At 47.1% G+C, this 20,628-nt stretch carries 18 protein-coding genes; 15 read left to right on the top strand and 3 right to left on the bottom strand.

The features are described 5' to 3' along the window. Positions 1 to 17: 17 nt before the first annotated feature. The 5 genes from AC0YN4_RS04840 to AC0YN4_RS04820 all read left to right on the top strand — a co-directional run bounded on the left by AC0YN4_RS04840 (position 18) and on the right by AC0YN4_RS04820 (position 4,618). On the top strand, positions 18 to 1,112 hold the full coding sequence (locus AC0YN4_RS04840; RefSeq protein WP_475779791.1) for a Gfo/Idh/MocA family protein: 1,095 nt from the start codon (positions 18 to 20) through the stop codon (positions 1,110 to 1,112). Between the two features lie 30 nt (positions 1,113 to 1,142). Beyond that, positions 1,143 to 2,045 (top strand): sugar phosphate isomerase/epimerase family protein, encoded by a 903-nt coding sequence (locus tag AC0YN4_RS04835; RefSeq protein WP_475779792.1) that lies wholly within the window; start codon positions 1,143 to 1,145, stop codon positions 2,043 to 2,045. A 74-nt stretch (positions 2,046 to 2,119) separates the two neighbouring features. After that, positions 2,120 to 3,145, top strand: a complete 1,026-nt coding sequence (locus AC0YN4_RS04830; protein WP_475779793.1) for a LacI family DNA-binding transcriptional regulator — start codon at positions 2,120 to 2,122, stop codon at positions 3,143 to 3,145. A gap of 64 nt (positions 3,146 to 3,209) precedes the next feature. After that, positions 3,210 to 4,301, top strand: coding sequence for a fatty acid desaturase family protein (locus AC0YN4_RS04825; protein ID WP_475779794.1), 1,092 nt, complete (start codon positions 3,210 to 3,212; stop codon positions 4,299 to 4,301). Further along, positions 4,301 to 4,618 carry a MocE family 2Fe-2S type ferredoxin gene (locus AC0YN4_RS04820; protein WP_090975921.1) on the top strand — a complete coding sequence of 106 codons (318 nt, stop codon included), beginning with the start codon at positions 4,301 to 4,303 and terminating at the stop codon, positions 4,616 to 4,618. Before AC0YN4_RS04825 ends, AC0YN4_RS04820 begins: the two co-directional genes overlap by 1 nt. Before the next feature lie 351 nt (positions 4,619 to 4,969). On the opposite strand, the gene AC0YN4_RS04815 is transcribed toward AC0YN4_RS04820, so the two are convergent. After that, positions 4,970 to 6,697, bottom strand: coding sequence for a cache domain-containing sensor histidine kinase (locus AC0YN4_RS04815; RefSeq protein WP_475779795.1), 1,728 nt, complete (start codon positions 6,695 to 6,697; stop codon positions 4,970 to 4,972). A gap of 242 nt (positions 6,698 to 6,939) precedes the next feature. Here AC0YN4_RS04815 and AC0YN4_RS04810 point away from each other — a divergent pair, with 242 nt between their 5' ends. The 3 genes from AC0YN4_RS04810 to AC0YN4_RS04800 all read left to right on the top strand — a co-directional run bounded on the left by AC0YN4_RS04810 (position 6,940) and on the right by AC0YN4_RS04800 (position 10,595). After that, the gene (locus AC0YN4_RS04810; RefSeq protein WP_475835308.1) at positions 6,940 to 8,688 is read left to right on the top strand and encodes an extracellular solute-binding protein; all 1,749 of its coding nucleotides are present in this window, start codon (positions 6,940 to 6,942) and stop codon (positions 8,686 to 8,688) included. A 106-nt stretch (positions 8,689 to 8,794) separates the two neighbouring features. Beyond that, positions 8,795 to 9,706: an ABC transporter permease gene (locus tag AC0YN4_RS04805; RefSeq protein ID WP_475779797.1), complete on the top strand. Its 912-nt coding sequence runs from the start codon at positions 8,795 to 8,797 to the stop codon at positions 9,704 to 9,706. A 10-nt stretch (positions 9,707 to 9,716) separates the two neighbouring features. Then, positions 9,717 to 10,595 carry a carbohydrate ABC transporter permease gene (locus AC0YN4_RS04800; RefSeq protein ID WP_475779798.1) on the top strand — a complete coding sequence of 293 codons (879 nt, stop codon included), beginning with the start codon at positions 9,717 to 9,719 and terminating at the stop codon, positions 10,593 to 10,595. 12 nt (positions 10,596 to 10,607) lie between these two features. Here AC0YN4_RS04800 and AC0YN4_RS04795 read toward each other — a convergent pair whose 3' ends face one another. Beyond that, positions 10,608 to 12,215: a response regulator gene (locus AC0YN4_RS04795; RefSeq protein WP_475835307.1), complete on the bottom strand. Its 1,608-nt coding sequence runs from the start codon at positions 12,213 to 12,215 to the stop codon at positions 10,608 to 10,610. Between the two features lie 116 nt (positions 12,216 to 12,331). On the opposite strand from AC0YN4_RS04795, the gene AC0YN4_RS04790 reads away from it, so the two are divergent. The 3 genes from AC0YN4_RS04790 to AC0YN4_RS04780 all read left to right on the top strand — a co-directional run bounded on the left by AC0YN4_RS04790 (position 12,332) and on the right by AC0YN4_RS04780 (position 15,198). Beyond that, positions 12,332 to 13,078, top strand: a complete 747-nt coding sequence (locus AC0YN4_RS04790; protein WP_475779800.1) for a phytanoyl-CoA dioxygenase family protein — start codon at positions 12,332 to 12,334, stop codon at positions 13,076 to 13,078. 221 nt (positions 13,079 to 13,299) lie between these two features. Then, on the top strand, positions 13,300 to 13,971 hold the full coding sequence (locus tag AC0YN4_RS04785; RefSeq protein WP_475835306.1) for a GntR family transcriptional regulator: 672 nt from the start codon (positions 13,300 to 13,302) through the stop codon (positions 13,969 to 13,971). Between the two features lie 54 nt (positions 13,972 to 14,025). Continuing rightward, a complete protein-coding gene (locus AC0YN4_RS04780) occupies positions 14,026 to 15,198 on the top strand; it encodes a helix-turn-helix domain-containing protein (protein WP_475835305.1) in 1,173 nt (390 codons plus the stop codon). Between the two features lie 68 nt (positions 15,199 to 15,266). On the opposite strand, the gene AC0YN4_RS04775 is transcribed toward AC0YN4_RS04780, so the two are convergent. Next, positions 15,267 to 16,172 (bottom strand): RraA family protein, encoded by a 906-nt coding sequence (locus AC0YN4_RS04775; RefSeq protein WP_475835304.1) that lies wholly within the window; start codon positions 16,170 to 16,172, stop codon positions 15,267 to 15,269. Between the two features lie 373 nt (positions 16,173 to 16,545). Here AC0YN4_RS04775 and AC0YN4_RS04770 point away from each other — a divergent pair, with 373 nt between their 5' ends. Genes AC0YN4_RS04770 through AC0YN4_RS04755 form a run of 4 tightly spaced genes read left to right on the top strand, consistent with a single transcriptional unit; the run spans position 16,546 to position 20,608 of the window. Beyond that, entirely contained in the window at positions 16,546 to 17,400 is an 855-nt protein-coding gene (locus AC0YN4_RS04770; protein WP_475780104.1) for a carbohydrate ABC transporter permease, read from the top strand. Then, complete coding sequence (locus tag AC0YN4_RS04765; RefSeq protein WP_475779804.1) at positions 17,397 to 18,227, top strand: carbohydrate ABC transporter permease; 831 nt, start codon at positions 17,397 to 17,399, stop codon at positions 18,225 to 18,227. Before AC0YN4_RS04770 ends, AC0YN4_RS04765 begins: the two co-directional genes overlap by 4 nt. 36 nt (positions 18,228 to 18,263) lie before the next feature. Continuing rightward, a complete protein-coding gene (locus AC0YN4_RS04760) occupies positions 18,264 to 19,607 on the top strand; it encodes an ABC transporter substrate-binding protein (protein ID WP_475779805.1) in 1,344 nt (447 codons plus the stop codon). Between the two features lie 38 nt (positions 19,608 to 19,645). Then, positions 19,646 to 20,608: a mannonate dehydratase gene (locus AC0YN4_RS04755; protein ID WP_475779806.1), complete on the top strand. Its 963-nt coding sequence runs from the start codon at positions 19,646 to 19,648 to the stop codon at positions 20,606 to 20,608. Positions 20,609 to 20,628 lie beyond the last annotated feature (20 nt).

Below are 20,628 nucleotides of genomic sequence, written 5' to 3'. Positions count from 1 at the left end.
ACGAAGGAGGCATAAAGATGAAACAGCTTGATTTTCAAACCATTATTCGGCCTGAAATGCCCAAACGGATGGATTACCGGATAGGATGTATCGGATCCGGCTTTATTATGCGGGATTGCCACCTAGTCGCTTATCGCGATGCCGGATTCAATCCGGTTGCCATTGCGTCCCGTACGTATGAGAATGCGAAAGCCGTAGCAGAGCTGCGTAATATCCCTAAGGTTCACCGTACGTGGGAAGAGCTCGTGCGCGATCCGGAGATCGAAATTCTCGATATCGCATTGCCTCCGGATCGTCAACTTGACGTAGTCCGCGAAGCCGTGAAGCAACCGCATATTAAAGGGATTCTGTGCCAGAAGCCGCTTGCGATGAATTCACAAGAAGCTCGTCAAATCGTCGAGTTATGCGAGGCAGCAGGGGTCAAAATCGCCGTAAACTCCAACATGCGATATGACCAATCCATCCGCGCGCTTAAAGCGATTCTTGAAGGCGGATTCTTGGGACAGCCTGTTCTTGCAACGATTGAAATGCGTGCGATTCCGCACTGGCAGGGCTTCCTTGAGCAATATGAGCAAATCGAGATTCTTAATATGGGTATCCATCATATTGATGCGTTCCGTTATCTGTTCGGCGACCCTGAGAAGATCACAGCCGTTACGCGCAAAGACCCGCGCACGAAGTTCTCGCATATCGATGGTATTTCGCAATACACCTTCCAATATGAGGATGAGTTGATGGCGACTAGCTTAGATGATGTATGGGCTTGGCCGGGCGAAGGCACAGAGAAGGATATTTACATCAAGTGGCGCGTCGAAGGTTTGGATGGCATGGCTACAGGTACAATCGGCTGGCCGCGTTATCCGGAGCATTCGCCAAGCACGCTGGCATTCACGACCCGTCAGCAACCGAACGAATGGATTCGCCCGGAATGGGATTCCGTTTGGTTCCCGGATGCATTCCAAGGAACAATGGCACAGCTGCTGCGTGCCGTGGAAACAAACAGCGAGCCGGAAATCGGCGGACGCGATAATTTGAAGACCATGGCGGCGGTTGACGCTTGCTACAAGTCCATTGCCGAAGGCAGGACAGTGAAGTTATCGGAATTCATTTAAGCCAAAATATAACGCGCGGAGGTCATCATTATGTTATCAGTCGGTATTTTCAACGCTTATTATCCTTATTCGCTTCAGGAATCGATCGCTAGAATGAAGAAAGACGGTTTCTCATGCGTGCAGCTGGACTTGGCTTTCAAAGACATGGATCTATCCTTCGATTCCTTGACGAAAGAGAAATGCCGCACCATTCGCGATGCATTCCGTGATGCGAATCTGCCGATCGTCTGCATCTCCGGTTATACGAACCTGATTCACCCGGATCCCGAGAAACGCAAACAGAACGTCCATGGCGTTAAGAAAATTCTTGAATTTGCTCGTGAACTAGGCAGCCCGTACGTGGTGAGTGAGACAGGTACTTACAATACGGAGAGTGACTGGGTATGGGATCCGAAGAATGCAACGGAAGAAGCGTACGAGGAAGTAGCAAACACGATTGAAGATCTGGCTAAATTTGCTTACGACAACGGCTCTGTTTTCTTGATTGAGAACTACGTTAACAACGTTATCGGCTCTGTGGATCAAGTATCGCGCTTGCTCTCGGATGTCAATCATCCGGGACTTGGCCTACTGATGGATCCGACTAACTATTTCACCGACAATAATATCGATCATATTGATGAAACGTTGAACCGCATCTTCAATGCAGTTGGCGATAAAGTCAAAATTGCGCACGCCAAAGACTGCATGCGGGCTACTGATACGCTCGAGAAGCATGCTGATATTGACGCTTCCGAGTCTCACTCATTCCGTGGTGCAGGCGCAGTCGAACTTCCGGCTCCGGGCCTTGGCAATTTGAACTATGACTTGTATCTGGAGCGTTTGGCGAAGCTTCATCCGAACATTCCGATCATCATTGAGCATTTGGAAGAAGAGGACATTCCGCGTGCGAAAACGTTCCTCGACAATAAACTCAAATCAGTTGGCGTATAAAGGCTCTTGTGAGAATAAATCATTCGCTCTATAATAAAAGGTGCCCGAGCACACCTGGGCAATAGGAGCGAATTATGACCGTAACCATTAGAGAAATTGCCAAGCAAGCAGGGGTATCGCGAGGAACCGTTGACCGGGTGCTTAACGACAGGCCCGGCGTGAAACCGGATGTTCGCGATCGAATTCTTAGCATTGCAGCTGAACTGAATTATGTACCTAATATTGCTGCCAAAGCGTTAGCGTATCAGAAGAAACCTCTTGTATTCGGCATTATTATGCCGCCGCAGGAAATTCAGTTCTTCGAAGCGATTCGTAACGGAATCAGCGTTGCGGCAGAAGAGCTTAAGGATCTTGGCGTCCGACTGGAGTATCGATTCGTCGATAATAAGAGTCCGGAGGAAGGTGCGGCTGCCATTCGCGAGCTTGTCGAAGCTGGCGTAAGCGGTATTATGTTCTCCGTCATGGACGATGAATTGATTCGTGCAAGCATCGATTACGCTGCTGAACGGGCAGTACCGATTGTCACGTTCAACTCGGATGTAGAGCTCAGCAAACGGATTTGTTTCGTGGGGCAGGATTTGCATAAGAGCGGGATGGTTGCTGCTGGTTTGATGAACCGTGTTCTGCAGCCGAATGCCAAAGTGTTGATCGTTACCGGTAACCTGAAGTTCCATGCACATCGTTCTCGGGTTGAAGGATTCAAGCAAGGACTTGCGGAGCATGGCAATAAGCTTGAAGTGCTTCAAGTCATTGAAGGCTTTGACCGATATGCAGATACGTATCTTCACCTTGATCTTGCACTGCGTACACAACATGATATTAGCGGCATCTACATGGCGACAGGCGATATTGGCGCATGTGTTGACGTTATCAAGCATCATAAGCAAGAAGGCGCACTTCGAGTTGTCTGCAACGATCTGATTCCTCCGGCTATTCAAGGCCTTCGTGAGCGGATCATTGATTTCACGATTGTACAGAATCCGGAGAGGCAAGGGTACTTGTCGCTGCGTATCCTGTTTGATCATGTGTTTGCAGGGAAGCAGCCGGAGTCCGAGCATCATTATACAGAGACACATATTTATATTCCCGAAAGCCTGTAAGGCTTTCTTTTTTGGAGAATGACGTGCCCGCGCACGAATAGAAATAAATAAGGAGGCGGTCATAGTGGCAATTGTCGTACAACGAAGAGACTACAGTTTGAAAGGCGTTGAAAGCAAACGTGCGGATGAGAAAGGTCTTGCTTCCGCAGAGTGGCATCAAACCCCAATCCCTCGTGCAAAGATGAAGGAATTGATGAAGAGAAAGGATGGTCCGGCTATCCGAGATACGCTGATCTGGTTTGGCGGACTCATTATCCTTGGATTCCTTGCTTATCAATCTTGGGGCACATGGTGGGCAGTTCCGGCGTTCTTCCTGTACGGTTTGCTTTATGCAACACCAGGCGATTCCCGCTGGCATGAATGTGGACACGGTACCGCTTTTAAGACACCTTGGATGAATGACGTCGTTTATCACATTGCTTCGTTCTTTGTCCTGCGATCGGCTACGCCATGGCGCTGGAGTCATGCCCGTCATCATACCGATACGATTATCGTAGGCCGCGATCCGGAGATCATTACCGCCAGACCGCCGGTTTGGAAAATCCTATACATGCAAATTTTCCACTTGTACGGCGGCCCGCTGGCAATCAAAAGCTTCCTCCTGCATACATTCGGTAAGCTGGATGAGCAAGAGAAAGACTATATTCCGGCTTCCGAGCACCATAAAGTGTACCGTGAAGCACGTGTTTACATGCTGATTATTCTGGCTGTTATTGCAGCATGCATCTACATGGGCAGCATTCTGCCTGCAATGTTCATCATTCTTCCTTCATTCTATGGCGGTTTGCTTGTACTCACGTTTGGGATTACGCAGCATTTGGGTCTGTATGAAGATGTGTTGGATCATCGCCTGAATACGCGGACAATCTATATGAACCGGGTATTCCGTTTCCTTTATTGGAACATGAACTACCATACGGAGCATCATATGTTCCCGATGGTTCCGTTTCACGCCTTGCCTAAACTCCATGAAGTCATGAAATCCGATTGCCCGGCAGCTCGACCGAGTCTATGGGCAGCCCTCAAAGAAGTTATCGGCGCGCTTCGCAAGCAGAAAGACGATCCGTCTTATGTTGTCGTTAAGCCGCTGCCGGATACAGCCGTTCCTTATCGCTACGGTCCTAATTTGGACCAACTAACAAGGAGTGAAGCATAGTGTCAAACCAGGAATGGGTAGAAGTTTGCGATGCTGATGAAATTGAAGTAGAGGATGTAATCCGTTTCGATCAGGCAGATCGTTCCTTCGCTGTGTACCGCTCCGACAAAGGGGATTACCACGCGACTGACGGTTTCTGCACACATGGGAAGTACCATCTGTCAGAGGGACTTGTAATGGGGAAGCAAGTGGAATGCCCGAAGCACAACGGTCGCTTTGATATTACAACCGGTGCGGCAGTACGCGTTCCTGCTTGTGTGGATTTGCAGTCCTACCAGGTCAAAGTAGAAGATGACAAAGTGTTTATATTGATTTAATCGTGCATTACGAGTAGGCATCGAATGGATAGGGAGAAATTCCTGTTCGCTCGGTGCCTTTTATTGTATGATTAAACTTATATTGGTTTAATATTCCAAATTAGAGGTATGTTCTATGAGTGTCGCAATCGTCAATGGTCCGAATTACTATGAGCCTTGGAGCGAATTTACGATAAAAGATGCCGATGGATATCAGAATACTTTTGGTGGCGGAGTAAGCAAGAAGATAGATTAGGTTCTGCAAATACAGCTGTCTGAAACTAGGCCGCCAGCATCCGGAAGGATGAGGGCGGCTTTTCTATACACAAGAAATAAGCGTAGTGCAGCAAGCGCGACTTCCTAGATCGGGAACTAGGCATTCCAAATGATTTCGACCCGAACTCCACCGAGTGAGGATGAAGAGAACCGAATAACGGCGCGTTCTCCGAATTCCAGAACAAGCCTTCGATACACGTTCCAAATTGCGTGGCCCATATCCTCATTCAGTGTAGAATGTAATTTATCATGTAGACGGCCGATTTCTTCCTGGGTTAGTCCTTTTCCGTTATCTTCAACGACGATGATATTCATCTCACTACGAACTTGTCCTGAAATGCAAATTATACAAGGACCTTTCTTCTGTTCAAAGCCGTGAATGATGGCATTCTCTATAAAAGGCTGCAGAAATAAGTAAGGTAGTTCCATATCCAGCATTTCTTCCGGAATGTCGATCTGGTACTGCAGCCTTTTCATCCTTAATTGCTGAATCATGAGATAGTTGGTGACCAACTTCAGTTCATCATGAAGAGGTGCCGTACGCTTCTCCAATCGTGTCGTATAGCGGAAGAATTCCGCTAAGCTCAGTGCCATTGCTTCAACGGCTTCATCGTTTCCGGAGCGTGACATATTTTGAATGAAAAACAGACAGTTGTACAAAAAATGCGGATTGATTTGAGATTGAAGCTGCTTTAACATGGCCTCGCGCGCGAATAGTTTTTCCTTATAAACATTCTCGATAAGCTGTTCGATTTGTTCCGCCATCTCATTGAAACTCCCGATTAAGAAATCGAATTCATTCTTACTGGTGTCACGAATCCGCACCGCATAATTACCTTGCTTAAACTGAGTTACCCCCCAGATCAGCCTGCTAATGGGGAGTTGAACGTTTCGATAGAGCATGAAGGAGGCCGTAATTCCCGTTGCCAGCAGGAGAACGATAGAGAAATAGAATAGATTTCGGGTTTGCGTAATGGGCTCAAGAACGCGATCGAGTGGCGTGTACCCAATCATATACCAGTTCAATGTTTTGGATTTTGCGAAATACACCATATATTTTTCTCCAAGGAGCTTTAGGACTTGGCTGCCTTCATTCGGAAGCAGACTTGTATCCAGCCTAGCCGTAAGCTGCTGAACCATTGAATTATCAGTCGTTTGTCCCATAATCGGTGCACGGCCGGGGGAGTAAAAGTAGGCTTCCATTTGCTGACCTTTCGTAAAATCACCCAGCATATACCGAATATTCTCAGGAGTAAAGCTTGCCCGCAGAATAACATTCGCGTCGTCGATTACTTTATTTTGCGAGTAGGGGGAGAACAAGTATCGTTCAAAATAAGACTGATATTCCTCATTGATTCCCTGATTCCTCTTAAATGTCCACGATTCGGAGATGGCCCCTGGTAAATCAGGATATTCAAATTCACCAACGGGATAAGTGCCGACAGTTTGTTTAGCAGATATGGAATACACGCTTAAATGATTCGCGAATTGATTGGATACGCTTTGAAGAACAAGTTTTCTCTCGATCGTATTAGCAAGTTCCATCTGCTCAAATGGCTTCAATCGACCAAGGTAGGCGAAATCAATGATGCTTGGATCACTGCTTAGCGTAACAAGTACTTTCGATAATTGGTTTACATTCCCATCAAGCTGGTTGACCAGATAGACAAGCTGATTAAGCCCGGATTGCTGCTGCGTATTTTTGACTACGTTTATACTTGCTTGATTAGAGAACCAATACAGAATATTAATCGGGATTAGCAGAAGGAAAATAATGAAATTCATTTTATGAAAGGTAGTCTTATTCGTTGATGAAACTCTCATAAATGCCCCCTGACTTTAGCGCTTGGACTACTTCTGATCATTCGACGCATGGGCTCCTCTTCCTGCTGATGTATTTGTCTCAGAGCGGCTTGTTGGAGAAAATAGGAAAACATCTTTAAATAGTGACACGATATTGGGTATTTGATCTTTATAAGTTGAAAGCGCTTTATTACTATGGAGGTAGGTTAGTTTCCTTATCCAATTAAAGGGGTGACGGTATGCTTAAAAGTCGGCCAATTATCATGTTGCTTGTCATGCTATTGTGCACAATGACTTTGTTTACGGCCTGCAGCGGATTCCCGGATGACGAACAGAAGAACGCAAGTAACGACAAATCGACGACTGATCGATCCAACAACACACAAAAGAATGATCAGCAGGTACAAGAACCGGATGTGCAAGAGGACAATTCTGCGGAGAATGCCACCGTTGTTGACGGGAACTTATCAGGGAAGTTTAATCCCGAGGTAACGATTACCACCGTTCGTGGCGTTGCTGCAGGTGTTACATTCAAAGATGGTGAGAATGTCGATGATAACGTACATACGAAATGGGCGAAAGAGAGGTTTGGAATCAATATCAAAAATCTTTGGTCTGTAACGGACCAAAACGACGCCTACAAAACAAAACTAAGGCTTGCTCTCTCGTCGAATGAGCCCATGCCCGATGTGATGATTGTCTTTGATGCAAACTTGGCTCAAGACCTTATCTCTTCCGGCAAATTCATGGATGTCGGCGAGACATTCAATGAAAAGGCTGCGCCGATCTGGAAAGACGCGTTGGAAAAGTATGATTATACTTGGAACCCTTTCAAGAAGGATGGCAAGAAGTATGGTATTCCTCTATTGACCTATGGTTACGGCTCGGATCCCGTACTATGGATCCGTCAGGATTGGCTGGATCAATTGAATTTAAAGGCGCCGGAGACGATTGACGATGTAGAGAAAGTGATGGATGCATTCACCAACCAGGACCCCGATCAAAACGGCAAAAAGGATACGTACGGCCTTGTCATTGCACCGAAGGCTAGTTTGGCAGACGGCATTGGCAATTCCACCTGGATTTTCGGTGCCTACGGCGTCGTACCGGAGCAATGGAATATGACTGCAGACGGCAAAGTCGGTTATGGGCCAGTACAGCCTGAGATGAAAGCAGGCTTAGAGAAGCTGAAGCAGTGGTACGACAAAGGCTACCTACCTAAAGACTCGGGATTGTACGACGGCGGCAAAGTGGCTGAAGTAATCAGCAAAGGTACAATCGGTATGATCGCGGGACCTCAGTGGCTTCCGTGGTATCCGTTCCCTGATCTGGTTAAGAACGTTCCGTCGGCCAAGATGAAGCCGTACCACATTCCGACCGGTCCGGACGGACTAGCGGGTCGTAACGGCACGGTTCAAGGCGGTTCGGCCATCCTAATTAACAAGGACATCGAACCTAGAACCCTGGATGCACTATTCGTTTATTTCAATTACTTGTTCGAGAACCTGGCATATCCAAGAGAAGGCAGTGAGTTTGAGCACGGGTATTTCGAAGGTTATGACTGGATCATGAAGGATGGTCAGCCTACCAGGAAAAACGAGGATCTGCCTAACGGCTATATTGACTCCAAGAAGTATTTCCTGCTGTGGGAAATGCCGCAAATTCCCGAAGCCAGCGTAGAGCCGATGATTAAGCGTTACAAAGGAGAGGCTCTGTCAACGCCTAATGATCTGTTCTATAAAGATCATCCGGAGGATCAGGTTCAAGGGTACGGTAAAATATTGGAGCAGGTTGATGCCTCTAAAGTAAATGTTTTCAACGGTGCGCCTACGGCAACCATGAAGAAGAAGTGGGAACTTCTTGAGAAAATAAAACAAGAGACGTTTAGCAAAATCATTTTCGGCAACGCTCCGGTAAGTGATTTCGACAAGTTTGTTGACGAATGGAATTCCGCCGGTGGCGATGCGGTGACCGCTGAAGTGAACGAATGGTACCAATCGGTCTCCCAATAAGGAAGTCAGCATAAATAAGCTTGGATTGGTCAAAGTGGCAAGAAGACTTTGACCAATCCTTCATCTAAACGGAACAGCGTAAGAAGAAGGAAGGTGGCCACAAAGGATGCTGACGAAACTACGAAAATCACGCAAAAACGGATGGCCGCTGCATCTCATGCTGCTGCCTGCCGTTATTTTCACTTTCGTGTTCAGCTATGTACCGATCGCCGGCCTTATCATTGCGTTTCAGGATTACCAGCCTTGGCTTGGTTTCGTGAAATCCGAGTGGGTGGGACTGGATCATTTTCAATTTATGTTCGAATACCGTGACAGCAAGCAGGTAATTTGGAACACGTTCTTAATCGCACTTTTAAAAATCGTTTTTACGACTCTATCCAGCATTGTCTTTGCCGTCCTCCTCAATGAAATGCGAAAAGTCATTTTTAAACGGACGGTGCAAACGCTCGTTTATTTGCCGCATTTTCTGTCATGGGTCATTTTAGGCGGCATATTGATCGACTTATTGTCCGTTGACGGCGGGTTAATCAACCGTGTGCTTGGCAGCTGGTTTGGGATTGAACCCATCTTCTTCCTGGGAAGCGGAAACTGGTTCCGTTTTACGGTCATTCTTAGTGATATATGGAAGGAGTTTGGCTTCGGAACCATTATCTTTCTCGCTTCGCTAGCCGGAATTAATCCATCGCTATACGAAGCTGCCGAGGTCGACGGGGCGAATCGGTGGAGGCAAACATTGCACATTACTTTCCCTTCCATCATTCCGATTATTGTCGTCGTGGTCACCTTATCACTTGGGAATATCCTGAATGCCGGATTTGATCAAATTTTCAACTTATATAATCCAATGGTTTATGAAAAAGGCGATATTATCGATACATTCGTGTACCGTATGGGGATTGTGAATGGGGATTTCAGCTTTTCCACAGCGATCGGACTTTTCAAATCAGTTGTTGGGATGCTGCTAATCATTATCTCGTATCGGATGGCCTATAAGTTTGCTAATTACAGGGTGTTCTAGGGAGGGTGCTATGTATTATAAAGCGAAATCCTATAAAACCTTCTCGGCGATTAACTATGTATTCATGTTTGCGTTATCGCTTCTATGTATCCTGCCGCTCATTCATGTACTGGCCGTTTCTTTAAGCGGATCTGCGCCAGCCGGGGCAAATTTGGTCAATTTCTGGCCAATCGATTTCACCGTTGATGCATATGCGAAAACGATCGACAACCGTTTCTTTCTTCGGTCTTTGATTATCTCTGCGGAACGGACAATTCTGGGTACAGGACTTAGCATGTTCATTATTACGCTGGCCGCATATGCGTTATCGAAAGAAAACCATGTGCTGAAGTGGCGTTCGGCGTATACGTGGTATTTTCTCTTTACGCTACTGTTCAGCGGGGGGATTATCCCGAGTTATATATTAATTCAAAAGCTTCATATGATGAATACCATTTGGGCGTTGGTGCTGCCGGGAGCTGTGAATATCTGGAACCTCGTCTTGCTTATGAATTTTTTCCGTACAATTCCGAAGGAGCTGGAAGAGGCAGCACTAATTGACGGGGCCGGCCATTTCAAAACGATGATGACCATTTATATTTCGCTTTCCATGCCGGCCATCGCAACATTGTCATTGTTTACGATGGTGTCCCATTGGAATTCGTGGTTCGATGGTATGATCTATATCGCAAGGGCGGACAACTATCCGCTGGCAACCTTTCTCCAAACGATCATCGTACAGCAGGATTTTACGAAAATGAATTTTGATCCGAAAAATCTGCAGGATATTTCGAATCGGACCGTCAAAGCCGCTCAAATCTTTATCGGTGCAATGCCTATTCTTCTCGTTTATCCGTTCCTTCAGCGGTATTTTGTGAAAGGCATCGTACTGGGTGCGGTAAAGGAGTAAATCAGCTCTTTATCATCGTTTACGATATTCTTGAGGGGTTAACCCGTAATGCTTCTTAAACTGCTGGATGAAATAGGGCCGGTTGTAGAAGCCGAGCCTATCGCAAATCTCGAAGATTTTGGAGTCCGTATTTTTCAGGAGATAGGCTGCATGCTCCATTTTGATACGTGCTATATAATGTACCAATTTCTCGCCGGTTTCGAGCTTGAATATCTTCGACAAATACACCGGATGTAGAAAGACATATTCAGCAAGCATTTGTAAGGAAAGGTCCTCCGTCCTGTTAAGGTGAATGAACTCTTTCACTTTGTGGATGATGGCGCTTCGATGGTCGTGCTTCTCCATGTCCAGAACCATGGTTAATTTATGCAGTACGGAGAGTGACCAGTTCTGCAGTTTTTGTACCGACATTGCAGGCGATTTAGCAACCGTACGTACGAAATCCTCTTCAAGAAGGTCAGAAAACGTTCGGTTGTTCTTATGCAAAATGTAGGAGAATGACGATGTGATGACAAAAAAAGCCTCCAAAATGTGCTCGGTTGATTCATATGCACCATTCAAATCGCTGCAAATTCGCTCGATTTTCACCTTAACTTCCTGCCAGTTCCCGCTGTCCAGCAAATGAAGAAGTGAAGGGGGTTCGTATAATCTTCGTGAATATTTTGCCTGATTTGGTGCGCTGTCTGCCGACATGGCTGTGAAAAGTCCGTTTTCTCTTCCGAAATGTTTCATTATACCGGATATTGCAGCCTGATAATGCGTTCTCACATCCTCAGGAAACGTGCCACAAGGGCTAAGTAGGATGGAAATGTCGCAATGCAAGAAAGTATGGACGTTATGCTGAAGTTGCAGTGCCTTTTCTTCCAGAACAGGATATTTTGTCGCCTGGTCGCTGTTTCGGAACCGGACTAGGAAAACCAGATAATCGAACTCGTCTTTCGTATGCCAGATATCAAAATGAGACTCGAGTGTTTCTTTGGCAATATTGCAGATTCCATAATCCAGAAGCGATAGTCCGTTACTATCAAGAGTCGTTGCTTTCACATCCTCCATCCGGATCAGCATGAAACAAAACGGCTCATTCTCTTGATAAGGGATCCCATAGAGTTCTAGTTTCGTTTGCAATGTTTCTTTGGGGTACCGTTTACCCGTAATCAGTTCTAGCAGGAGTTTCTCCTTAAGTACTGGAATATGTTCCTTCAGTGCGTTGATTGCACGCTGATAAGAACCGGCTTCTATCCACTGCCGTTTGATGTCTTCGATCACGTTTAATACGGAATTTACTAGAAGCTCGTAGCGGATCGGCTTAAGCAAGTAATCATCTGCCTTGTTTCGAATGGCTTGCTGTGCGTAAGAAAAATCGGAGTATCCCGTTAAAATGATGCATCTGGTTTTCGGGGAGATTTCGTGGATCTTCTCTATCAGTTCAAGTCCGGTCATTTCGGGCATACGAATGTCCGAGATGATGATATCTACGGAATGAGCATCTATAATCTCGATAGCTTCATCACCTGAATAGGCTTTGAACACACGATGGATATCATGTTCGAACCAAGGGATGTTGTCAGCTAAACTATCAACATGATCGGGTTCATCATCGATAAACATGATCTGAAACACATCAGCACCTCCGGTTTATGCGTCTACTAATCATTTCGACTTGATGGTGCAGTCTCCTTTAATAGGGAAGTGGTTCCAAGATAAGTGAAATTTAAGAGTATGAAGGAGGAGCTTACATGATAATGACTCATGAAGATGTAGCTCGATATCATAGAGACGGTTTTGTGTTAGTGAATAATTTGTTTGCTCGTGAAGAAATTAATCAAATGATCCGAGAAATTGAAGATGGCGAACGGGTGGCAGGGACAACGTATAGCAACGATGATCGCTCAGGACTAAAGGCCAAACTGGCGATCTGGTTCGAACTGGGGTCTGACTTATGGTCTGCTGTGTCTACATGTCCCCGCTTGGTGAACAACGTAAGTACCTTATTAGGCGAGGATACCGCTTTCTTTCACGGCAAAGTCATGCTGAAGGAGGCTCGTTCAGGTGGGGCATGGGAGTGGCATCAAGATTATGGTTATTGGTATGATCAAGGTTTTATATATCCCAATATGATCAGCGTATTTATTGCCCTGGATGCCGCAACAATAGAGAATGGCTGCTTGCAGGTGCTACGTGGCTCCCATATGCTCGGCCGACTGGAGCACGGGAAGGTAGGCGGGCAAACCGGTGCCGATGTGAACCGCATCCAACATATTCGGTCGATGTTTGAGCTTGTTCACTGTGAGATGGAACCGGGCTCCGCACTGTTCTTTCATAGTAATCTCTTGCATAGCTCCGCTCCGAACTTGTCGGACTACCACCGTCGTACGTTCGTCTCTTGTTATAATGCGACTAGCAATCCGCAGCTTCAAGGTGATAGGGTTAAGCAGTATGATTTATGTCCGGTAGGTTCGGATAATTGGCTGAAGGAATTCTAAGTACTTGAGACAATCATCGATTAGCCGCCTCTTGCAAAGAGGCGGCTTTGTTCGATTTACATGACTATTAACGCAGTATATGAAGCACTTATGGGCCGCAGGGTACAAGACTATCAGCATGCTTAATAATACAAAATATGACAAAAATAGCGATTGTCGGTTACTTCGGCTACCTCTATAATAAAGCTATATCTAACATTATCGATAATCGATAATCGATAATGTTAAAAGGAGCAGTGAAAGCCATACGCAGTCCTCATGCGGATTATCCAATCAACTCGATAAGCGAACATGTTTATGCGGAATTGAAGAAGGTTATTCTTGAAGGCGTGCTCCAGCCCGGTGCAAGACTAATCGTGACAGAGATTGCGGGTAAATACCAAATCAGTCAAGCACCTGTACGTGAAGCATTGGAGCGGTTGAAGCAAGAGGGCCTCATATCGGGTATTCCGAACAAAGGCTCTGTCGTATCTGCGATAACAGCGAAAGAGATTAGAGATATCTTCGTCCTGCGCGAAATCATCGAGGGATTTGCGGTACGGCAATCCATGCCGCTATTAACGGAAGAAGACTACGAATATCTTCATCACATTATCGGCGAGATGGATATTGCGAATCGGCAGCAGGAAATGATGCGCATTTTGGAGCTGGATATGGATTTCCATGCCTTCTTCTACAAACGTTGCGATAATCAGGCTGTTCTGGAGCTGTGGAATCATATGCGCTCCAAGGTCATGCGTTTCATGGCGATTTCCAATCGTCATCATACCACCGAGGTTCTGGCAGAGTGGCATCTATTGCTTATCGATGCTTTACGCTCGGGCGATCCGGATGCGGCAGCGGCGGCTTTTGTAGGACACATGCACGCTTATAAGATGATTGATCTGGAATAGCAGCATGAAAGAAGCATGCAGCTGATTAACATCCGTTCGTAAAGGGGAGAAAAGATGCTAAGCGAAGGGCTGTTGTATAAGGATGATGTTATTTTGACGTGGATGCGAGACCGATTTCTTCAAGATCTTGTCTTGGGTCTCAAGCCGAAGAGTACAAATTTGAAAGATAGCTTATCTCGGTTGAATTTGAATCCCTACTTCACTTATCCTGCATTAGCGCTGCTTGAGCCTTCTACGTCTAACTTGGAGGAACAAGAGAAAGTGCTTCTTGAGGAAATGCGGGATTATTTGCAGCAGCAGATAGCCGGTCATACCGGAAGTATTGTATTTATGGATGATCAGAATCGTCTTGCCTTGTTGTTCTCGTGGGTATCCAAGGCGGAATTGGAGAACATTCAAACCAAGGTGAGCAGGCAATTCAGCCTTCAGGTCAATATTGCTGTTGGCAATCCATGCAGTCAATTAAATGATATCAAACAATCGTATAAACAAGCAGCCTGTGCGCTGCAAGAAAAGTTTTATCGCGGAATTGGCCATATCATCTATTACAGCGAACTACCCGAATACTTGGCATGCTCTGATTATCCGACAGACAAGGAGCTTGACTTGCATGAAGCTTTGAAATCAGCAGACACTGCTGCCGATATTGAAGAGGCTGTTGAAGTCTTCTATCATGCCATGCTTGAGCAAGGACCGGTAGACATCAAGTCTATGTATGAATTGACGGCTCGCTTATTAATTGGAACGGAGAAGAAGCTGCTTACTTCCGCTAATTATGACAGCGCTTACAATAAATTGGAAATAATGTCCATTGCTAAGATGCAAACGTTGCAGGAAATTAAACAATATGTCTGTGATTTCTTATCCGGCGTTAGAGAAGTCCTGTCCTATGATCAGAAGGAGAGCCACCGAAGCATTATTAAGAAAACCATTCATCATATGGAGCAGGAATACCAGGCATTATCGCTGCAAAGCGTCGCGCAGAAGGTTTATATGACACCGACCTACTTAAGTTTACTCTTTAAGCTGAACACCGGCAAAACCTTTATCGAGCATTTGACGGATATTCGGATCGAGAAGGCTAAGAAGCTGCTGGTCAGCACGCATTATAAGAACTATGAAGTGGCAGAGCAGGTTGGGTACCAAGATCCTCGTTATTTTAGCCAAATCTTCAAGAAGAAGGTAGGCGTATCCCCTACGGAATATCGAGAGACGGTTACGAATTAGACGATAAAGAAGGACTCCGAAGAGCGTTCAACTAACGCTTAGACGGAGTCCTTTTTCATCGCATAGGATTACAATCGCACGTCATGACTATCGGAGCCGCCGGCCAATTTTGCCGCTTCCTCGAGCTCCTTATTCCATGCTAAATGACGGTATACCTCCGCAGCTTGATCGCTTTCGAACCAGCTTGTAAAGTCATTCCACATCGCCAATGTCCAATTGGAATCGATTTGAGCGGTCGAAAAGACTCCTTGCTTGAGACGGACGAAGCCGAAGATATCGCGAACCTGAGATTTCTCCGCCTGTACGACCGTAAGCTCGGCAAGGTGCGGAGGGATGAAGATCACGCCTGCAGGCGTTCCGAGCACGATATCCCCGGGGAGGCAAATCGCCTTTCCGATGCGGGTAGGCACATTCATGCCTACCATCGTGACATCCGCGATGGCGGTAGGGTCGCTGCCCCGATAATAAACATTGATATTATCAATCTCGACAATTTGCTGATTATCGCGAATGCCGCCCCATATAACCGCGCCTCCGCGTTTCGTGCGTGTAGATATGGCTGTACTCAGATTCCCGCCAACATAAGTCCCGAGATGGACTTTGTCGAACATATCGACAACGACAACATCGTCCTCCACAAGGGAATCAATGACCCACTGGTTGAAGAAGCCTTTGCGACCTTCCTGCTCATGACCGTACTTAAGGAGAGTCTCATGCAGATCAGGACGCTTCGGAACCATAACTGCGGTCACTGCGCGGCCGACCATCACGTTGTCCGGATGAATGATTTTGAATTCACCTTCGAATTGAAAGGTGTAACCGTGGTTCCATAGAGGACCCCATGCTTCCTCCAATGTGATTTTGCGCATGCGGCGCAGCACATCCTCCGAAACTTTAGGACGGCCATTCGGGAAGCGTTCACCCTCCCATAGCGGGGTTAGCTGGACAATATCTTCCGGGTTATCGAATCTCATATAGAGCACCTCTCTCGACAGGTTTAGGGAATGAATTCTTTTCTTAAGTCTATTGTTATGGACAACTCGCAGATTGTCGATGCGAGATTCTTAAGGCATTTTCGCAGGAACACATAATAATTTCACCTATCCCGCAATCGTTTTAAATAAATCCAACCATTTCGTAAAATTGTCACCTTCACTCTTGTAACCGTTTTCTATTAGAGTTAAGACGAGCTACATCTTACAAAAAAATTACTATATCCTTTCAAGAGGAGGAGATCCAGGGGTGACAACCGAAACGTTAGCCCAAGCACCACGCACGGAGTCGGCAACAGCTTCCGTACGCAAGCGTAAAAACAAGGAAGAAACGAATCTAGCCGGGTATCTATTTATTGCTCCGTGGTTAATCGGATTTTTGCTGCTTACGCTATGGCCGATCGCGCAATCCTTCTATTTATCGTTCACGGAGTATTCGTTGTTGGAAGCCCCGGTTTGGACCGGAACAGACAATTACGCCAATATTTTCACCAATGACGATACGTTCACCAAATCGTTAAGCGTAACGTTTATGTTCGTTCTAATATCGGTCCCGTTAAAACTATTCTTCTCGCTGCTGGTCGCGATGGCGCTGAGCAAGAACATTCGGGGGATGAACCTGTACCGGACGGCGATTTACTTTCCTTCCTTAATCGGCGGCAGCATCGCGGTAGCTGCACTTTGGCGCAATATGTTCGGTTTGGAAGGCTATATCAATCAAGTGCTGTCATGGTTCGGCATACAAGGCTTAGGCTGGATCACGAATCCCGATACCTCGCTTGGAACACTCATTCTGCTCAACGCCTGGCAATTCGGTTCAACGATGGTCATCTTCTTGGCAGGACTAAAGCAAATCCCTCAGGAACTCTACGAGTCTGCATCAGTAGACGGAGCCGGGCGATTCCGTAAGTTTGTCAGCATCACCTTGCCGATGCTGTCGCCGGTCATGTTCTTTAACCTCGTGCTGGGTATCATCGGGTCCTTTCAGACCTTCACTTCGGCTTTCATCATCACCAAAGGCGGCCCGATCAATTCGACTTACATGTATGCGCTATTCCTGTACGAGAAAGCGTTTAAACATTACCAAATGGGCTATGCTTCCGCACTGGCATGGATTCTGCTGGTCATCGTTGCGGTATTGACCGCGCTCAATTTCTTGGCCTCACGTTATTGGGTATTTTACGAGTCGGACGGAGGGAAGGCCAAATGACTACGATTCGGTTCAAGCTATCCAATCATTTGTTTCTCTCTTTATTCTCGCTCTTGATGCTTTATCCGGTGATCTGGTGGATCGGCGCTTCCTTGAAGAAAGCAGAAGAGTTGCGATTACCCACGATTTGGCCTTCTATTCCGATGTGGGAGAATTACAGCAAAGGCTGGAACTTCTCTGCCGACTACAGCTTCGCTCACTTCTTCGGCAACACGCTGCTGATGGAGCTTGGCAACGTAACGGGCGGCGTGCTGACAGCAGCGCTCGTAGCCTACGGCTTCGGTCGGCTTCAATTCAAGTTTCGCGGCTTCTGGTTCTCGATTCTGCTGCTTACTATGATGCTGCCTGGTCAGGTTACCGTGGTGCCGCAATATATTCTCTTCAATAAGCTCGGCTGGGTGGACAGCTATATACCGCTGGTACTGCCGCACTTCTTCGGTGGCGGAGCCTTCTTCATCTTCCTGCTGGTTCAATTTATTCGCGGCATTCCGCGTGACTTGGATGAAGCGGCCAAAATCGACGGCAGCTCCGTGTACGGCATTTTCTTTCGTATTATTTTGCCGCTGATCAAGCCTGCACTTGTTACGGTAGCGATCTTCACCTTCATCTGGAGCTGGGACGATTTCTTTGCCCAAGTGCTGTATATCAGCTCTATCGACAAGTTTACAGTCGGTCTGGCACTTCGGATGTTTATCGACCAATTTGACATCCAGTGGGGACAGCTGCTTGCCATGTCCTTCCTGTCCATCATGCCATCGGTGATCATCTTCTTATTTGCCCAGAAGTATTTTGTGGAAGGGATTTCCACGACCGGTTTGAAAGGATAGCCCATCACTATGAAAGTATGAGAGGAGATTGGAAGGATGAGAAGAAAATCAGCCAGTTTACTATTGTTGAGCTTGGCCCTGACGCTAACGGTAACAGCGTGCAGCAGCGGAGGTGGAAACGGCAATACGAACGGCAATAACGCTGCGGGTACCGAGACCGGCGCAAATAATGAGCCGGCGAAGGATAACAACGAGGCGACCCAGTTAAGCATTATGTGGTGGGGACCGGATGCGCGACACGAAGCAACGAAGAACGCACTGTCGATCTATACCAAACAGCATGCCAATGTGACGTTTAAGCCGGAATTCATGGCCTGGGACGCCTATTGGCAGAAGCTCCCGACGCTGGCCGCGTCCAAATCGATCACGGACGTGCTGCAAATGGATGCCGCATTCCTTCAAGAATATGTAGCAAGAGGGCAGCTGGAGGATTTGTCTGATGTGGATTTAAGCGGAATCGTGGATCCGAAGGTGATCGAGAATCTGAAGATCGGCGGTAAATTATACGGGATTCCGCTGAGTCAGAATGCGGCGGGGATCGCATTCAACAAAGAGGAGCTGGCGAAATACGGCATTGCGCTGCCGAAGCAGAACTGGACCTACGATGAGTTCTTCCAATGGGCGAGGGATGCACGCGCCAAGCTGCCGGAGGGTAAATATCCGATCGGGGATTCGGGCACTTGGGATTCGTTCAATTTCTATCAGACCTCCATGGGCAAGGATCCGGTCATGGCCGATGAAGGCAAGAAGTTTACTCTCGATAAAGACTTATTCATGACCTACTACAAAACGTATGAAGAATTCCGTAAAGCCAAAATCGTTCCGCCGGCGGAACAGGGAGCCGCATTCCTCGAGAATGACCCACAGGCTGATCCGATGGCATCCGGTGTGCTTATGACACGCGGAGCGACGACAGGTTCGGTTAGTGCACTGGAGCAGCTGATGCCAGGCAAAGTAGGCGTCGTCAACATGCCGGTCGGTCCATCCGGAGGCGGCTGGGCACAATCGACGATCTTCCTGAGCGTGAGTGCGAATTCCAAGCATAAGGATGAAGCGAAGAAATTTGTACAATGGTTTATTTCGGACAAAGAAGCCGGCAATGCGCTTGGACTGACACGCGGTATTCCCATTAACCCGGAAATTTACAAAGTTCTTGAGCCGACGCTTGAACAGAAGGACAAGCTGGGCAAAGAAATCTATGATCTCTCGGTTGAGAAGGCGTTGCCGTTCTATTCGGCTGCTGCAGGATTCTCGGAGTGGGTGGATACGTATAAGAAAGAGATGGAGGCTGTCTCGTACGGACAACAATCCATTGAAGATGCTTATGACAAGATCAACAAAATGGGTATGGATTTGGCAGCCAAAGCGGCTTCGAAATAATCTCGGACTTCGTTTCCGAACCAGAGGAGATCACGACTATGAAACTAGCTGAATTTTTCTCTTCACAGCCCTCACAGCTATGGGAGCTTGCGAAGCAAATGAACGTGAACTATGCGGTTGGCGGCCTTCCCTGGGAGGAGAAAACCGAGAAAGCTTGGGACCTGATGCCGCTTATTCGCATGAAGCAGCGGTATGCCGATCACGGCCTGTCCCTATTAGTCATTGAATCCATGCCTCCGAGCAATCATATCAAGCTCGGCACACAGGGACGCGACGAAGAGATCGAGAATTTCCAGAAGTTCATCCTCAACATGGGGGCAGCCGGCATTCCGGTACTCTGTTACAATTTCATGGCGCAGTTTAATTGGTTCCGCACGTCCACAACGACCAGAGCTCGCGGAGGAGCTCTCGTTTCCAGCTATGATCATAGCCTGATGAAGGATGCGCCGCTAACGGAAGCAGGTGTCGTGACGGAAGAGCAGCTGTGGGAGAATCTTCACTATTTCATGGAACGGATTGTTCCCGTTGCAGAGGAAGCCAAAGTCAAGCTGGCGCTTCATCCGGATGATCCGCCGATTACGCCGATTCGCGGCGTCTCGCGTATTCTTCGCAGCGCGGATGCGCTTCAGCGTGCGATTGATTTAGTTCCCAGCGCATATAACGGCATTACGCTCTGCCAAGGAACAATGGCAACAGCGGGGGAGGATATCCCAAGCGTGATCCACCGTTTTGCCAAGCAGGATAAGCTATTCTTCGTCCATTTCCGCGATGTGAACGGTACGCCGGAGAAATTCGAAGAGACCTTCCATGATAATGGCAAAACGAACATGTTCGAAGCGATGAAAGCCTATTATGAGGTCGGATTTACCGGACCTGCGAGACCTGACCATGTGCCGACCATGGCAGGCGAAGCGAACGAGAATCCGGGTTACGAGCTGCTAGGCAGATTATATGGGATCGGTTATATAAATGGTTTGATGGAAGCAGCTTCGGCAGGGTAACACAAAAATACAGTCCGCAG

The organism is Paenibacillus sp. J22R3 (genome assembly GCF_056269305.1).
The sequence above is the reverse complement of the archived record's forward strand: the minus strand, read 5'-3'. Positions and strand labels throughout refer to the sequence as shown.

Excerpts from the sequence above, each read along its gene's own strand:
- AC0YN4_RS04840 (WP_475779791.1), top strand. The coding sequence starts at position 18 with ATGAAACAGCTTGATTTTCAAACCATTATTCGGCCTGAAATGCCCAAA.
- AC0YN4_RS04835 (WP_475779792.1), top strand. The coding sequence starts at position 1,143 with ATGTTATCAGTCGGTATTTTCAACGCTTATTATCCTTATTCGCTTCAG.
- AC0YN4_RS04830 (WP_475779793.1), top strand. The coding sequence starts at position 2,120 with ATGACCGTAACCATTAGAGAAATTGCCAAGCAAGCAGGGGTATCGCGA.
- AC0YN4_RS04815 (WP_475779795.1), bottom strand. The coding sequence starts at position 6,697 with ATGAGAGTTTCATCAACGAATAAGACTACCTTTCATAAAATGAATTTC.
- AC0YN4_RS04810 (WP_475835308.1), top strand. The coding sequence starts at position 6,940 with ATGTTGCTTGTCATGCTATTGTGCACAATGACTTTGTTTACGGCCTGC.
- AC0YN4_RS04805 (WP_475779797.1), top strand. The coding sequence starts at position 8,795 with ATGCTGACGAAACTACGAAAATCACGCAAAAACGGATGGCCGCTGCAT.
- AC0YN4_RS04800 (WP_475779798.1), top strand. The coding sequence starts at position 9,717 with ATGTATTATAAAGCGAAATCCTATAAAACCTTCTCGGCGATTAACTAT.
- AC0YN4_RS04790 (WP_475779800.1), top strand. The coding sequence starts at position 12,332 with ATGATAATGACTCATGAAGATGTAGCTCGATATCATAGAGACGGTTTT.
- AC0YN4_RS04785 (WP_475835306.1), top strand. The coding sequence starts at position 13,300 with ATGTTAAAAGGAGCAGTGAAAGCCATACGCAGTCCTCATGCGGATTAT.
- AC0YN4_RS04780 (WP_475835305.1), top strand. The coding sequence starts at position 14,026 with ATGCTAAGCGAAGGGCTGTTGTATAAGGATGATGTTATTTTGACGTGG.
- AC0YN4_RS04775 (WP_475835304.1), bottom strand. The coding sequence starts at position 16,172 with ATGAGATTCGATAACCCGGAAGATATTGTCCAGCTAACCCCGCTATGG.
- AC0YN4_RS04765 (WP_475779804.1), top strand. The coding sequence starts at position 17,397 with ATGACTACGATTCGGTTCAAGCTATCCAATCATTTGTTTCTCTCTTTA.
- AC0YN4_RS04760 (WP_475779805.1), top strand. The coding sequence starts at position 18,264 with ATGAGAAGAAAATCAGCCAGTTTACTATTGTTGAGCTTGGCCCTGACG.
- AC0YN4_RS04755 (WP_475779806.1), top strand. The coding sequence starts at position 19,646 with ATGAAACTAGCTGAATTTTTCTCTTCACAGCCCTCACAGCTATGGGAG.